Source organism: Paracoccus albus (assembly GCF_027913035.1).
Classification (GTDB): domain Bacteria; phylum Pseudomonadota; class Alphaproteobacteria; order Rhodobacterales; family Rhodobacteraceae; genus Paracoccus; species Paracoccus albus.
In genome coordinates, this window is record NZ_CP115775.1 from 1,364,061 (window position 1) to 1,379,091 (window position 15,031).

Below are 15,031 nucleotides of genomic sequence, written 5' to 3' on the forward strand. Positions count from 1 at the left end.
GTACTATCTTCAGCCGATTCGAGCAAGCATAATCACAAATATGATTCTTTTTCACATATGTGATGAACTGCCGAGTTTCTCACCTATGCGCGAAAATAGCGGCGACATGGTTTCCATCGCGTCGATGTAAGAATCGATATAGGGGCGATACTGCGCCGTGGCATCCGGGTCAGCGCGGGTGACAAGCCGGGGTTCACCGGCGAACCGCCGCGCGGTATCGCGAAGATCCGGGAAAAGGCCGACCGCGTGGCCCGCGACGATGGCCGCGCCAAGAGTGCCGAACTCATCCCGGTCCTGTATGCTATAGTCCAGACCCAGAGCGTTCGCCTTGATCTGCCGCAACTCGGGCGACCGCGCCCCGCCCCCGATATTGATAGCGAAGCGCGGATCATAGCCCGGCGCGAGTTCTCGCACGGCACGCAGGTAGAAGGCATATTCATAGGCAATACTTTCCATGATCGCGCGCACCATATGCGCCTTGCTGTGACGCCATGTCAGACCCAGAAAAGCGCCGCGCATGGTCGGATCATTGGGGGTATTCCGCCCGGAAAGATGCGGCAGGAAGATCAGCTTTTCCGCACCCGCAGGCACATGCGCCGCCGGCGCGGTCAGCGCTTCATAGGGATCGCGCCCCTCTTCTTCCCAACCGGCTTTCTCCAGTGGAGAAACCTCGTCGCGGAACCAGCGCAGATTCAGCCCACCGCCGGCGACATAGGACATCGGAAAATAAAGGCCCGGCACGACATGCGGGCAGGTCATCAGACAACGATATTTCGTATCCGTGCCGAAATTGTCGATCACCGTCGCAAAAACCGAGGCAGTTCCCGAGGTATCAAAAACCACGCCGGTATCGACCAGACCGCCGCCCAGAACATTCGCACTCTGATCGCCGCAACCTGCCGCGATAGGCGTTCCCACTGCCAACCCAAGCTCATCCGCCCAATCGGGCTGGACCTCGCCGATGATCTCCCACGGTTCGACGATGCGGGGCAGCTTTTCGGTCGTCAGGTCGAAGCGGGAGAGCAGTTCTTCATTCCAGACGGATCGCTCACCGCTGCCAAAACCGGAAAACACCAGATAGGTGCGATCCATGAAAGCATCTCGCCCCTTTAGGCCTGCGAGACGTCCGGCAACGAAAGCCGCTGGCTGAATGAAGCTTGCAATACGGTCCCAGACCTCAGGCTGATCGCGCCAATACAGAATCTTTGGCGCGTGATTGAAAGCAAGCGCCATGCCGCAGGTCTTGATGATATCCTGCTCATGCGGGCGAAGCTGGTCCAGCCAAGGCGCACATCGCGTATCAAGCCAACTGTCGTAATGGGTGACGGGCTGCCAATCCGCGTCCACAGCCATGATCCCCGCCATCTGCCCATCAAGCGCAATTGCAGCAATCTGATCGGGCCGCAGACCGGCGTTGCGCATTGCAGCTCTTACGGTCCGCAGCACGGACTGAAAGATCTCTTCCGGGTCCTGTTCCACCTGACCGGGGCCGGGATAGCGCAGAACGGATTCCTCGAACGCCTCGCCTTTCAGAACACCGTCACGATCATAGATCCCGGTTTTCGTGCCGGTGGTGCCGATATCAACTCCGATAACGTGATCTTTCATGAAAGCCTCCCCTGCTTCATTGGGATTTCTCGTCAGCCGGTCAGCCCGTCCTCATCGGATGCGCTCCAGTCTGTGACGTCGCGCAGTGGCAGATCGGGCTGCTGCGGATAAATGATGATCTTTCCAGAGACGGTGCCATCGGCGACCACTTTCATGGCCTCCGGCAACGAATTGAGGCCAGCGACAGCGGCGATATTGGCGGAGAGGTCAAGAGTCCCGCCACACACGCGCGAAAAGACATCCTTCATGTCACCTAACGTGCAGCCGGTCGAGCCGGTAATCCGCATACCGCTGAGCGCGACGGCGGCCAAATCAATCTCCAGCAGCTTGCCATAGGGAAAGCCCGCGAACAGGACTAGTAGCCCATCCGGTGCCAGCCAACCCGAGGCAGCTGCAATCGCCAGCGGATCAGGTGCCACAACGGCGATATCATCCAATCCATCAGGCGCAAGTTCCTGAACAAGGTCGTCTAGTTCGTCGGGCTCCGCAACGATCAGCCGGCGACCGTTAGACAGAGCCAGTGGTGCGAAGTCGCTTTGTAGATCGGATAACCGCTTGCCCTTTCGCGACGATGCAATGACGATGCGCGGTCCATCAGGCAATTGCAGCAGCCGATGCACATGAATCCGGCCCATCGCACCCCCCGCACCGTGAATGAGGGCGACGCCCCCCGGGCGCACATCAAAGCGAGCAGCAGATGTATCAAGCGCGTTATCCAGCACGCTGTCGCGTGTTCCCAGAAACGAAAGCCGATCATAATGAATGCGCGCCGGATCAATGGCGACCGGGCCGGGCGACGCGCCGCTTCGCGCCTGAAGCAGCAACCCACCGACATCCAGCCGCGCAGATAGGGCGGCGAGGGTTTCCGCATCCAGGTCCCCGAGCGCCAGAATATCGTCAAAAGGTCCGGTTAACTCCGCGACGCTGTCGGCGCGTGTCACGTCACGCGATGCCAGAAATGACGGCACTGCTCCTATTACAGTCACCTCGGCCCAATCCGGCACACGACGCAATTCGTATTTCTGCGCCCCGGCAGAGACGATCAGCGCGCGACCCGCCGGTTTGAAATCAAGCCTGACATTCGGCCGCCACGCACGCTCGACGCAACCATAAGGTTCCAACAGCGCCACAGAGGCGGCTGCAACATCGTCAGGCACCGCCATAACCTGATCGTTCAGCGCCTCGGATCCAAGGCGCAGGTATTGCGCAAACCCCCCCGGACGATCCATGCCGATGATGCTGCGCTTGCCATTGACGATCAGCGCCGGCTGAAGCGCCAGCCGTTGTCCCGGACGGAAACGACCCGCGTGCCCCTCGCCCACCGCATGGACACGCAGGCAGACCTCGTGCCCCAACACGGTGTCCAGTTCGTCCCTGCCTTCGGCGAAAAGCGGGTGATCGCGTCCCATCCGAACAACTTTTACATCGGATGAACAGATGGAAACGGCCTCTACCTTGGCCACCAGTTCTTCTTTCGCCGGTGACGGAACATCATCATTGCGCGCTTGCGCGTTCAGCAGTTCGTCAAACGTCTCACCACGGTAGGGCCACAACCGGTTCAGCGCAGCTGCCGGATGGTCATTCCTGCTCATTCTGCTGCCTCATGCTGCGGCTCTGACGGATGATCGCATTGCCATGCTCGACCGAGGCGGCAGAGGCGTCGAAATCCCTGACCGCCACCAGCGAATACAGCGCGTCAATCGCGATCAACTGGCCGAATTTGCTGACCATGCTTTCATAGATCGGCTCTTCCCCCGAAGGCGCATATCCCGCCGGTGTCAGGATCGTCAGATCCGCCTGACGTGTCAGCGGGGATTCCGGGAAAGCCGTCATCGCAATCGTCGCGGCCCCGCTTTGCCGCGCTGCCGCCAGAGCCGTCACGGTTTGACTGGTCCGGCCGGAATCGCTGATGCCGATCGCAAGCACATTGCCCTTCAGCGCCGCCGACATCAGCAGCTGATTGTTCCGGTCCCTGTGGAACACCACCGGTTTGCCGATGCGCGCAAAACGCAACACAGCACTCTCCGCCGCCAGAGCCGACAGCCCCGCCGCGAACAGGTAAACCACGTCTGCGGCCCGTACCATCCGCGCGGCCTGTTCCATCGCATCGGACGAAATGGTCGACAAACAGTCGCGCGCGACATCAGCGGTGCGGTGGACGACCTTGTTCAGAATGCTGACGGCATCGTCCTGCCGACCGATATTTTCGTAGATCTGGCCGTGATCCGCCTCATTACCCCGCGATGACGATCCCGCAATCACCTCGGATGCGAGCCGCAGCTGAAAGTCACGGAAATTCGCCAGACCAATTCCCCTGACGAATCGACTGATCGAGGCTTCGGACACCCCGCAAGCCGTCGCAAGTTCGTTCAGCTTCTTGCTTCTCGCAGCTTCCGGGTTGGCGAGAATTGAGTCCGCCACCTGCTGAAGCGCCGGCTTCATGCTGCCGCGAAGCCCCTGAATATGCGTGATAATGCTTATATCAGATTTCATCTGAATCCATCTTCCAGAGTTGCGCACCACCCAGCTTAGCGCGTCGTAAAGTTTGCACCTATGAAATTAACTTTCAAGAAAATAAAAATTGTAGACAGTAAAATTTCCTGCTGTTAGCGTTTCAGAAATATCGATTCCGGCGAGGAGGCTGTTTGAAGCAGCAGGAGGGCCCGGAATTGTCGATGCGAGTCAGGGAGGACAATCATGCGCATCTCAGCACCAAGGAAAATCTTTCGCTGCATCAAACTCGCCGGATTGGCAGGAATTCTGACGACCGGCGCGGCCTTCGCTCAGGATGAAAGCGGGCGAAACTATGTCTATGCATCGCAGTTGCAGGGCCATCCCTATCTGCTCGACAGCCTGCTGGGCATGGACTACGCCGAGGATCGGTTCGGCGTGACAGTTGAACGGCTGGGCCCGCAGGGATGGGACCCGGTTGCCGGTGCCGAAGCAGTTGAACAGGCCATCGCGCGTCAGCCCGATGGTATCATCACGACGTTGTGGGAGCCGGGCGCCGTTCCGGGCATCCGCCGTGCAATGGAACAGGGCATTCCGGTCGTGGTGATCGAAGCCGTGACAGAGGATAATGGCGGCGCGCTGACCTTCATCGGACTGGACAACTATGCGGCAGGCGAAGACACGGCGAGAGAGCTGATCGAACGCGGCGGCGACAGCGGCACGTTGGCGATATCCGGTAACTGGGGCGCATCGAATACCGATGCCAAGGTGCAGGGCCTGACCGATTATCTGGCAGCGAACAGCAGTTGGGAGGTCGCCGGACGGGTCGATGACAAGGCGACAACCTCAACCGCTATTGACGCCGCGAAGACGATGTTCAACACCTATCCGGACATCACCGCTGTGGTTGGTCTGGACAGCTCGTCCGGCAGCGGCATCTGCCTTGCGGCGGAAGAACTGGAAAAGGACATCACCGACCTGACCGTCATCGTTCATGATCGTGAGGACGCGGTGCTGGAGTGCATTGCCGATGGTGTCATCGACGCGACCATCATCAACAAGACCGCTTTGCAGGCCTACCTCGCAGTGCAGATGCTGGAAGCCTATAATGACGACAATGTCGGGCTGGCTGCGGTTCCCATTTCAGCAGACAACGCTGGCGCAGGTGTGAACCCCTTCCCGCAGGCCGTCTATATGGGCACAGAAGTCATCGATCAGGAAAATGTCGAGCAGTTCATGCGCGGCAACCTGCCAAGCTTCTGAACCCAAACGGGGCGCGGCCCAGGTCGCGCCCTTTCCCGTTCTTACGGAATCCGCATTTTCGGGACCGATGATATGAGCGCCGATCCAATTTTGAGCCTAACCGGAGTCAGCAAAAGCTATGGTGCCGTAAAGGCGCTGAGCGACGTCAGTTTCTCTGTCGTGAAAGGCGAAGTTCATGCCATCCTCGGTGAAAACGGCGCAGGCAAAAGCACCACGTTGAAAATCATCAATGGTGAAATCGAACCCGATGAAGGCCAGTTGTCCATAGCTGGGCGCACCACCTCGGCCGCTGATCGCGCGCATGGCGATATCGCGATGGTGCATCAGGAGCTTGCCGTTTTCACGAATATGTCCGTTGCCGAGAATATCTTCGTCGGCAGGATGCCTCGGCATCGCGGGCGCATTGACTTCGCCAAGATGTACGCACGCAGCCGCGAGCTTCTGAAGCTGTTCGGACTGGACATTGATCCGCGCGAAATTCTGGGCCAACTCACACCCGGCCAGCAACAGATCGTGGAAATCCTTCGCGCCGTTGAAAGCGACGCCAGCCTGTTGATCCTGGATGAACCGACATCGGGCCTGAACAATGTCGAGGCAGAGACGCTGGTCGGGCTGGTCAAGCAGTTGCAGGAATCCGGTCACACGATACTGTATGTTTCGCATCGCCTGCATGAAGTGCTGGATATTGCGGATCATATCACGGTGCTGCGCGACGGTGCTTTCGTCGGAACGCTGGCGAATGACGGCCTTAGTGAAGATGACCTGATCCGCCGAATGGTCGGGCGCAATCTGGATTCGCCCACACTGCCAGACCTGATGCGTCTGAATAATGCAGAGGTGGTCCTCAGCATCCGAAACATGACGATGCCGGATGGTTTTGAGGATATGGGCCTTGATCTGCATCGCGGCGAGATACTGGGCATCTTTGGGCTGGAAGGATCGGGGGCAGAGGCGTTTTCCCGCGCGCTTTTCGGGATCGTTCCGCCCGTTTCCGGCCAGATGGAGCTGATCGGGCAGCCGGTGCACGATCTTTCCCCGGCCCAACTGATGAAGCAGGGGATGAGCTATCTGTTCAGCAATCGCAAGGAAGCCGGGCTGTATATGGAGCGAAGCATCGCCGACAATGTTTCGGCCCCTGTCCTCGACCGGCTTTCCAAAATGGGGCTGGTTGACCGCAGCGCCGTCCGGCAACAGGCTGTGGAGGACATCCAGCGTTTCGCCATCCGCGCGCCCGGGCCGCAAAGCCTGCCGATGCAGCTTTCCGGCGGCAACCAGCAGAAGGTGATGATCTCGGCCTGTCTGGCGAGCGAACCCGAGGTAATCGTTCTGAACGAGCCGACGCGAGGCGTTGATGTCGGCGCAAAAGCGGAAGTGCACGAGGTCGCACGCCGCGAAGCGGCAAACGGACGCGCCCTGTTGGTCTTTTCATCCGATCTGCCGGAACTGCTGCGGCTTGCGCATCGGATCGTCGTGATGCGCTCGCGTCGTCACGCCGGGGAACTGGCCGGCGCGGATATGAATGAAGAAGCCGTGATGGCGCTTGCGGCAGGTAAGGGCTGAAACATGATCGACCGGATCAAACTGCCGAACGAGAAAACCTCTGTCCCCACCGCATCGGTCGAGGCTGCCCCTTCACGTTCTGCGCGCAACCCGCGCTTCGGCGCGAACATCCTGCCGCTTGCGCTTATCACGCTGGCCATTTTCGCGTTTCTTGCACTGACACGGGACAACTTCGCGACTGCACAGAACCTCAACTCTATCCTTTTCGCTGTATCAATCGAATTTCTCGCGATTGTCGGTTTCACCTATCTGATGGTCATGCGTGAAATCGACCTGTCCGTAGGGTCAGTCTTCGCGATGACAGGGATGCTGACGGGCTCACTGCTGGTGGCCGGATGGGGCTTCTGGCCTGCCGCAGCACTCGCGCTTGGCGTGGCAGGGTTGATCGGGTTTATGAACGGTTTTCTGGTCGTGCGCTTCAACATCAACTCTCTGATGTTGACCATCGGCACGATGCTGGTCGTAAGAGGGCTGGCGAACGTGCTGGCCAATGCATTAGGCGGTCGCACCTATCCCCGAGAGTTCCGCAGCCTTGCACGCACGGATGTTTTCGATGTGCGGCTGAGCATCGTGATGATGGTGGTCCTTGTGCTTGCGGCATGGGCATTGCAACGACGCGCCGCCCTTTATCGCAAGATGTGCTTTATCGGTGAGAATATGAGGTCCGCGACAGTCCACGGCATCAATGTCGGCCGGATCAAGATCGCAACCTTTGTCGTCAGCGCGATGACAGCCGGGCTTGGCGGAATTTTCACCGCATCGCGCATTACGAGCGCGGATGTGCGCATGGGGCTAGGGCTGGAATTCGTCATGGTGACCGCCGCGATTATCGGCGGCGCCAGCCTGTATGGCGGGCGCGGCGATTTGCGCGGCTCGGCGCTTGGGCTCCTGCTGCTTGCTCTCGTTCTGAACGGGATGATCATGTACGATATAGAGCCTGTGTTTCAGCAATTTGTCATAGGCTTCCTTCTGATCGCCACCGTGACCTTCGACACCCTCATGAACCGCCGGAAGGGCTGATCCGCATGAGCATGACCCGGAAAACTCCGCTTCTTCGCGCATGGAGGTTAGAGCAGGAAAGCCTGACCTTTGCGGCAACGACCCTGATAGCCGTGGTTCTGGCGATGATCAGCCCGGCCTTTCTGGATCGCAACAATCTTGCGTCGTTGCAGACCTCGATCGCGCCGAACCTGATCGTCGCGATTGGTATGATGACGCTGTTCATGATAGGTCGCTTCGACCTGTCGGTCGGCGCGGTCATGGGCATTTCAGGCATCACCGCCGCCATGACACTGAGCGCAGGTGCGCCGGTCTTTGTCGGCGTCGCCGTCGGACTTCTGACCGGGATCGCCATCGGTGCCTTCAACGGGCTCATGGTTGCGTGGCTGGGTATCAACCACCTGATCGTGACACTAGGCGTCCTGTATATGACACGCGGCATTATCGAGGTTATCATGTCCGGTCAGGGTCTGGGCGGTTTCACCAGCTTTCCGTCCGGCTTCAACGCTCTTGGGCAATGGGACATAGGCGGGCTGTCCGGGATATTCCTGTTCGCACTGCTGCTGTGTCTTGGGTTCGAGCTGTTCCTGCGGCTGACCTTCCCCGGTCGCAGCCTGCTGTTTCTGGGTGGCAACGCACAGGCCGCTGAAGCCACGGGTCTGAACCGCCGCCGGATCGAGTTTCTGGCCTTTGTCCTGTCGGGCGGGCTGGCCGCATTGGCGGGCGTATTGATGACCGCACGGGTCGGCATGGCGAACCGCTATATGGGTGAGGGGCTGGAGATGCAGATATTCATCGCCTGTCTGATCGGCGGCGGGTCCATTGCAGGCGGGAAGGGATCGTATCTTGGGGCGTTGATCGGTGTGATCTTCATCGCCCTGCTGACAAACGCGTTCAACTTGCTGACGGTGCCATCGGAATGGCAGGCTGTCGTGATCGGTGGCGTTCTGATCGTCGTCGTCGTGGCCGATGCGACAATGGTCCTGCGCAAAACGGGTCGACCCTGGCGAAATATCTTCGGCTTGCGACCGGCCCATCTAAGGGGCTGAGGGCCGAGACAGGGATTGTAAAGAAACGGGCGATCCCATTGGGTCGCCCGTGCTTCTTGCAAAGATGCGGCCGCCTATTCCTCTAATGGGTTACCGCTGACAAAGCCGCCATCCACCTCAAGACACATGCCCGTCACATAGGCCGCCGCCGGAGAGGCCAGGAACAGGCACGGCCCCACCAGGTCGGCTGTGCTGCCCCACCGGCCAAGCGCCGTGCGATCCGCAACCGCCTTGTTGCCATAGGGAACCGACCAGATCGGCTTGGTCATATCGGTCTGGTGATACCCCGGTGCAATGGCGTTGACCCGTATGCCTTCTCGCCCCCATTTATGGGCAAGCGCACGCGTCAGCCCCAACACCCCCGTCTTGGAGGCCGTATAGGCCGGCACCCCCGGATCGGCCATATAGCTAAGCATCGAGGCCACGTTGATGATCGACCCCTTCGCCTCTGCCAACCGTTCCCGAAGACCTATCGCAAGCCGGAACTGGCTGTTCAGATTGACCTCCATCGTGTCGAGCCAGACGTCTTCGTCCCATTCCTCGCCCCCGCGTGCGACACCGGCACCGTTGACCAGCACATCGCAACGCGGCTGTGCCGCGCAGAAGTCGCGAACGGCGTCGCGGTCGCGCACATCAAGCGCCTTGAACCGGATATTCGCAGGTTCACCCGCCAAAGCCGCAATCTTTTTTTCCGAAGACCCGGTGGCGGTCACATCCGCGCCCAGACCGGCGAAGCCTCGGGCGATGTCCAGGCCGATGCCGCTTGTCCCGCCAGAGACGATGACATGCCTGCCCGCGAACAACTCCGCGCTGAAGCTTGCCAATATATCCTTCATATCTGCGTCGATCATCATGTCCTCCCCCTCAACTCAACTTGCGCAGCGCATCCATCACCATGTCCGGCGTGATCTTCTTCGGTTCATTGTCCATCAGATCGTTTGGACGGCAGGCGCGTTCCCCCACCTTGCGCAGCTTTTCATCGGTCACTTCAGTGATCCCGATATCCGACAAGCGAACCGGCAAGCGCACCGATTTGCAATATTCGCGGACTTTCTCGAACTCGTCCTGCCGGTCATAAATCAGCAATGTTGCGAGAACGCCAATCGCGACCTTCTCGCCATGCAGGTAGCCATGCACATCATGCAATTCGCACAAGCCGTTGTGAATGGCATGAGCGCCCGCGACGCCACCGGATTCGAAGCCTGCCCCTGACAGCAGGATATTGGCCTCCACGATCCTCTCAAGCGCCTCACCCACCTTGTTCTCATCGCATTCCGCCAAAGCCTCTGCGCCGAATTCGACAATCGTATCGCGGCAGAAACGCGCAATTTCAAAGGCAAGCGCGCTGCCATGCGTGCCCCAGCTGTTTTCCGCCCCGGCCTCTCGGCAGCTTTCGGCCTCGTACCAGGTGGCAAGCGCATCGCCGATCCCGGCGGCCAGAAAGCGCGCGGGCGCATCGGCGATGATCTGCGTGTCAACTAGAACCAGATCGGGATTGCGCGAGAGGAAGTAATCGTAATCGACTGTGTGATCCTGCTTATAGACTACGGCGAGCGCCGAGCATGGCGCGTCGGATGCCGCAATCGTCGGCACGATCACACAAGGCAGACCGTCCAGGCGATAGGCCACCGCTTTTGCCGTATCCAGGGTCTTGCCGCCGCCGATGCCGATAATCAGATCGACACCTGCCTTTCGACCGGCATCTACACCGCGCGTGATTTCCTGTTCCGAACATTCGCCGCCATGAACCAGCAGTTCGACAGCAAGCGGCGCAGCGCCGCTGCGCACGGCGTCGCCCTGGCTATCCGCCAGAAAACCGTCCAGCAGGATCAGTGCCGATTTACCAAGCGATTTGGATTCCTCGCCCAGACGAGACAGCAAACCCTGCGCCTGAATATAGCGCCCCGGAAACCGGGCCCCGGTTATTTGCATGATCTTTCCCTCCTCACCAGCAGGTATAGCCGGCATCGGCCAGCACGATTGAGCCCGTCATCAGACTTGCCGCGTCAGAGGCCAGAAACAGGATGACAGAGGCTACCTCATCCGGGTGCCCCATGCGGTTCTGCGGTGTGCCCCCGATCCAGTGGCGCATCAATTCCGGGTCGTCATAGACATAGCTGTTCATCTCGGTCTCGATATATGTTGGGGCTACGGCATTGACCCGGACGCCACGAGGCGCCCATTCCGCCGCAAGCGAGCGGGTCAGTTGGTGCACCGCTGCCTTTGAGGCGTTGTATTGCGACTGCTCCTGCGGGCGGTTGACGATATAGCCGGACATAGAGCCGACATTTACAATCGTGCCCTGCCCGCGTTCCAGCATCTGGGCACCGAACGCACGGCAGCACCAGAAAACACCATTGAGGTTAATGTCGATCACGGATGACCATACATCGTCTGTCATGGTTTCGGCGGGCTCATTCGACCGCGCGATACCGGCATTGTTCACCAATATATCAATCTGGGGATAAGCCTTGGCCAGTGCGTTGACCGCTGCGGAATCTGTGACCTCCAGCCTGTCGGCGCTGACATCCAGCCCTTTCTCCCGCAGTTGCCTTGCAGCACTTTCCGCAGCGTCGGCATCGCGGTCGGTCAGCATAACGCTTGCACCTGCCTGCGCCAGTGCCTCTGCAGTGGCGAAGCCGATCCCGCGCGCGCCGCCCGTGACCAATGCGTGGCGGCCATCCAGCCTGAAACGGTCCAGATACTTCATGTTTTCCCTTCCCGGATCATGCAGATCCCTGATCGAGCCTGTCGAGATCGTTGTAAAACTCTCGCGACGAAAGATAGAGGCGGTCAAAAACGGGCTGCATCCGCGCATAGATTTCCTGCTTCGCCGGGTCGGGCAGGACTTCGCGTCCGATACCGACCAGACGAGAGGCAGCGGCCGCGGGATCGGACGCATCGCCAATGGCAATGGCTGACAGGATTGCACAACCGACCAGACCACATTCGGCTTCGGCCGGGATGAGAATCCGCTTCCCGTAGATGCTTGCCTTGATCTGAAGCCACAGATCGGCTTTCGCACCGCCGCCCGAGGCGATCAATGTCTCTGGCTCTGTCCCAGTCGCGCGTTCCATGATGCGCAGGTGACGGTTTACAGCGAAGGCAACGCCCTCCAGCACGGCGCGATGCATTTGCGGCAGCCCGTGACGCGCGGTCAGCCCGAAGAACTGCGCCCGCGAATTGCGATGCGCTCCCAGTCGTTCACCGACAAGAAATGGCAGAAAGAACAAAGCATCCGACCCGGCAGGCGCCGTCCCTGCCTCTTGCAGGATATCGCCATAGGAGGTGGCGTTGTCATGGAACGCCCGCCGCGCCCAACGCGCGCTGTCACCGCCCGCTTCAAGCAGCACGAATGCGCCCCAATTCCCTTCAGGCGTGCCGACATTGCTGATTTCCGGATCGAGGACCGGCTTCTCTGCAACCAGCGTCAGAATAGACGAAGTGCCCGCGACCTCGGAGGCAAGACCGGGCTTGCACACGCCAGAACCAAGCAACGCAACCGGATAATCGCCACCACCAACAAGAACCGGCGTTCCCGTCTTTAACCCGGTTTGCGCTGCTGCTTCGGCTGTGACCTCACCTAGAATTTCCGACGGATAGCGGATCGGCGCCATCATTCCGCGATCCAGCCCCAGGCGTTCGAACACCCTTTCTGACCATTGCCCGGTCTGTGCGTCGATCAGGAACGAGCACGCGGCTTCGGTCCAGTCCACTGCCCGCTCTCCGGTCAGGCGCAGGTTGATGAAATCTTTCGGCATCATCACCGAAGTCGTGCGCGCCCATGCCTCTGCGTCGTTGTCCCGCAGCCATTGCAGCTTGAATGCAGGCCATGCCGGTGTCGGGGGATTGGCCGTCAGCGGCAGCCAGTCTTTCAGATCCTCTGCAGCCTCAAAATCCCGAACCAGTTCCAGCGTGCGTTTATCGTTCCACAGCGGCACGGTGTCGCGCGTCAGGTTCCTGTTATCGTCAACCATCACCGTGCCATGCATCTGACCGCAAGCGCAGACCGCCGCTATCTGAAAGCCTTCCGTCTGCGCATGGGCTGTGACCTGTTTCAGCGTTTCGCAAGTGGCGGCCCACCAATCTTCCGGGCGCTGCTCGGACCAGCCGAAGGCAGGGGTGATCTGGCTGTATTCGCGGGCGGCGACGAACAGGACTTGCCCTTCCGAGGACATCAGCGCCGCCCGTGTCGATCCGGTCCCTATATCTATCGCAACCGTGGTCTTCATGGCCTACCTGCGAAACAGACTTGTTCCGTTCTGGATCAGAACCGCGACGACGATGATAATCCCAAGATAGACCTGCTGATGATAGCCCGGCACACCGGCAAGGTTCATGATATTGCCGATCACGCCCAGGATCATCACGCCGATGAAGGTATTGATCACACCGCCAACGCCACCCATCAGGCTCGCCCCGCCGATGACAACCGCGGCGATCACGTCAAGCTCGTTCCCTGCCCCGACCGACGCCGATCCGACACCGGAACGCGAGGTGACAAGGATCCCCGCCACCGCCGCCAATGCGCCGGAAATCACATAGACCGACATGACATACCAGGACACGGGGATACCCGACAGCCGCACAGCCTCTTCGTTCGAACCGATGGCTTTGATCAGGCGACCAAAACGGCTGTAGTTCAGGAAAATAAAGGCCACTGCGAACAGCGCGATCATCAGCAGCGCAGGATTAGGAACGCCAAAGGTGAATGAGGTACCGAATGTCTGAAGCGGACGTCCCGCATCGCCCGGCATGATCGGCTGGCCGTCTGAAAAGATCAGCGCGAAACCCCGTGCGGCGGTCATCATCGCAAGTGTTATGACAAAGGCCGGAAGCTTGAAGAATGCGATCAGGATACCGGAGGCCAGTCCGCAGAGCGCGCCCAGTCCGACGACAATCGCAATTGCAACCGGCAACGGGTAGTCCTGAACCACAATCGCCACCGCGACAGAGCCCAGTGCCGCGATGGAGCCAACCGACAGGTCGATGCCCCGTGTCAGGATGACGAAAAGCATACCGATCGACATCACCCCGATGCCGGACATCTGGCGCAGCACGTTCATGATATTGCGCTCGGTCAGAAACGCATCGGATTGGGCCTGAGCGACGAGGATCAGCAAAATGAAAATGATGAAGGTGCCATATTGGCGGAACATCTTGCCGAAACTGAACCGGCGATGGGTTTCTTCTTCATTGATGGTCGCGGCGTTCTCGCTCATGCTTGCGCCTCTGCAGGTTCGGGCTGACGGGGTGTCATGGACAGCGTCAGCAGTTTCTCTTCTTCGAAATCCTCGGGCAGCAATTCGCCGCGCAACTCGCCTTCGCCCATGACGAGAATCCGGTCGCAAAGCCCAAACAGTTCGGCATGTTCAGACGAAATGACGATCACGGCCTTTCCCTCGGCGGCAAGGCGGTGGATCAGCGTGTATATTTCGGTCTTTGCGCCCACATCCACGCCGCGCGTCGGTTCATCCAGAATGATCAGGCCCGGCTCTGTGTTAAACCATTTCGCAAGAACCACCTTCTGCTGATTGCCACCCGACAGGCTGGACACAGGATCGTTCATCGACCCCAGCTTGATGCGCAGGGAATTGATCAGAGACTGGACGAGAGTGCGTTCGGCGGCGGGCCTGAAAAAGCCCATAGACGTGACCGGATCGGTATTTGCTGCCGTGATGTTCTTGCGGATCGACATATTCAGCACGATCCCCTGCCCCTTGCGATCTTCGGGCACCAAAGCGATGCCGCGACGAACCGCAGCGCGGGGCGAGCGTGGTTTATATACTTCCCCGTTCAGGGTCAGATCACCCTCGGTGATCGGATCGGCCCCGAAAATCGCCCGTGCAACCTCTGTCCGGCCGGAGCCGACAAGCCCGCCCAGTCCCACAATCTCCCCCTTGCGTATGGAGAAGCTGACATCATGCACGCCGTTAGGCAGCGACAGGTTAGAAACTCTCAGCGCCTCTTCACCAAGCGTGGTGTCGGGTTTTTCACCGAAAAGCTGTGATAGCGGTCGGCCCACCATCATGCGGATAAGACTGTCGACCGGGGTCGAGTCCGGCGTCACCGTATCGACACGGCGCCCATCCTTCATGACG

Annotated in this window: 13 protein-coding genes; 4 read left to right on the top strand and 9 right to left on the bottom strand. The window is 59.6% G+C overall.

The features are described 5' to 3' along the window. Positions 1–51: 51 nt before the first annotated feature. Genes PAF20_RS06790 through PAF20_RS06800 form a run of 3 tightly spaced genes read right to left on the bottom strand, consistent with a single transcriptional unit; the run spans position 52 to position 4,101 of the window. Entirely contained in the window at positions 52–1,608 is a 1,557-nt protein-coding gene (locus PAF20_RS06790) for a xylulokinase (RefSeq protein ID WP_271072952.1), read from the bottom strand. A gap of 32 nt (positions 1,609–1,640) precedes the next feature. Next, positions 1,641–3,200, bottom strand: coding sequence for an alcohol dehydrogenase catalytic domain-containing protein (locus PAF20_RS06795; RefSeq protein ID WP_271072953.1), 1,560 nt, complete (start codon positions 3,198–3,200; stop codon positions 1,641–1,643). Beyond that, positions 3,187–4,101: a MurR/RpiR family transcriptional regulator gene (locus PAF20_RS06800; protein ID WP_271072954.1), complete on the bottom strand. Its 915-nt coding sequence runs from the start codon at positions 4,099–4,101 to the stop codon at positions 3,187–3,189. The genes PAF20_RS06795 and PAF20_RS06800 overlap by 14 nt, the downstream gene beginning before the upstream one ends. 255 nt (positions 4,102–4,356) lie before the next feature. Between PAF20_RS06800 and PAF20_RS06805 the strand changes: the two genes are divergently transcribed. The 4 genes from PAF20_RS06805 (at position 4,357) to PAF20_RS06820 (ending at position 8,930) form a co-directional block, all read left to right on the top strand. Next, positions 4,357–5,322, top strand: coding sequence for a substrate-binding domain-containing protein (locus PAF20_RS06805; RefSeq protein ID WP_271072955.1), 966 nt, complete (start codon positions 4,357–4,359; stop codon positions 5,320–5,322). Positions 5,323–5,394: 72 nt separating this feature from the next. Next, positions 5,395–6,882, top strand: a complete 1,488-nt coding sequence (locus tag PAF20_RS06810) for a sugar ABC transporter ATP-binding protein (protein WP_271072956.1) — start codon at positions 5,395–5,397, stop codon at positions 6,880–6,882. Between the two features lie 3 nt (positions 6,883–6,885). Next, on the top strand, positions 6,886–7,902 hold the full coding sequence (locus tag PAF20_RS06815) for an ABC transporter permease (protein ID WP_271072957.1): 1,017 nt from the start codon (positions 6,886–6,888) through the stop codon (positions 7,900–7,902). A gap of 5 nt (positions 7,903–7,907) precedes the next feature. Then, complete coding sequence (locus PAF20_RS06820) at positions 7,908–8,930, top strand: ABC transporter permease (protein ID WP_271072958.1); 1,023 nt, start codon at positions 7,908–7,910, stop codon at positions 8,928–8,930. Between the two features lie 74 nt (positions 8,931–9,004). Here the strand turns inward: PAF20_RS06820 and PAF20_RS06825 are convergent, their stop codons facing one another. Genes PAF20_RS06825 through PAF20_RS18940 form a run of 6 tightly spaced genes read right to left on the bottom strand, consistent with a single transcriptional unit; the run spans position 9,005 to position 15,027 of the window. Next, positions 9,005–9,784 carry an SDR family NAD(P)-dependent oxidoreductase gene (locus tag PAF20_RS06825; protein ID WP_271072959.1) on the bottom strand — a complete coding sequence of 260 codons (780 nt, stop codon included), beginning with the start codon at positions 9,782–9,784 and terminating at the stop codon, positions 9,005–9,007. A gap of 10 nt (positions 9,785–9,794) precedes the next feature. Then, complete coding sequence (locus PAF20_RS06830) at positions 9,795–10,862, bottom strand: glycerol dehydrogenase (protein WP_271072960.1); 1,068 nt, start codon at positions 10,860–10,862, stop codon at positions 9,795–9,797. 13 nt (positions 10,863–10,875) lie between these two features. Further along, the gene (locus tag PAF20_RS06835) at positions 10,876–11,640 is read right to left on the bottom strand and encodes an SDR family NAD(P)-dependent oxidoreductase (protein WP_271072961.1); all 765 of its coding nucleotides are present in this window, start codon (positions 11,638–11,640) and stop codon (positions 10,876–10,878) included. A 16-nt stretch (positions 11,641–11,656) separates the two neighbouring features. Next, a complete protein-coding gene (locus PAF20_RS06840) occupies positions 11,657–13,162 on the bottom strand; it encodes a xylulokinase (protein ID WP_271072962.1) in 1,506 nt (501 codons plus the stop codon). A 3-nt stretch (positions 13,163–13,165) separates the two neighbouring features. Further along, positions 13,166–14,152 (bottom strand): ABC transporter permease, encoded by a 987-nt coding sequence (locus tag PAF20_RS06845; protein ID WP_271072964.1) that lies wholly within the window; start codon positions 14,150–14,152, stop codon positions 13,166–13,168. Then, the gene (locus tag PAF20_RS18940; protein ID WP_434802950.1) at positions 14,149–15,027 is read right to left on the bottom strand and encodes an ATP-binding cassette domain-containing protein; all 879 of its coding nucleotides are present in this window, start codon (positions 15,025–15,027) and stop codon (positions 14,149–14,151) included. The genes PAF20_RS06845 and PAF20_RS18940 overlap by 4 nt, the downstream gene beginning before the upstream one ends. Positions 15,028–15,031 lie beyond the last annotated feature (4 nt).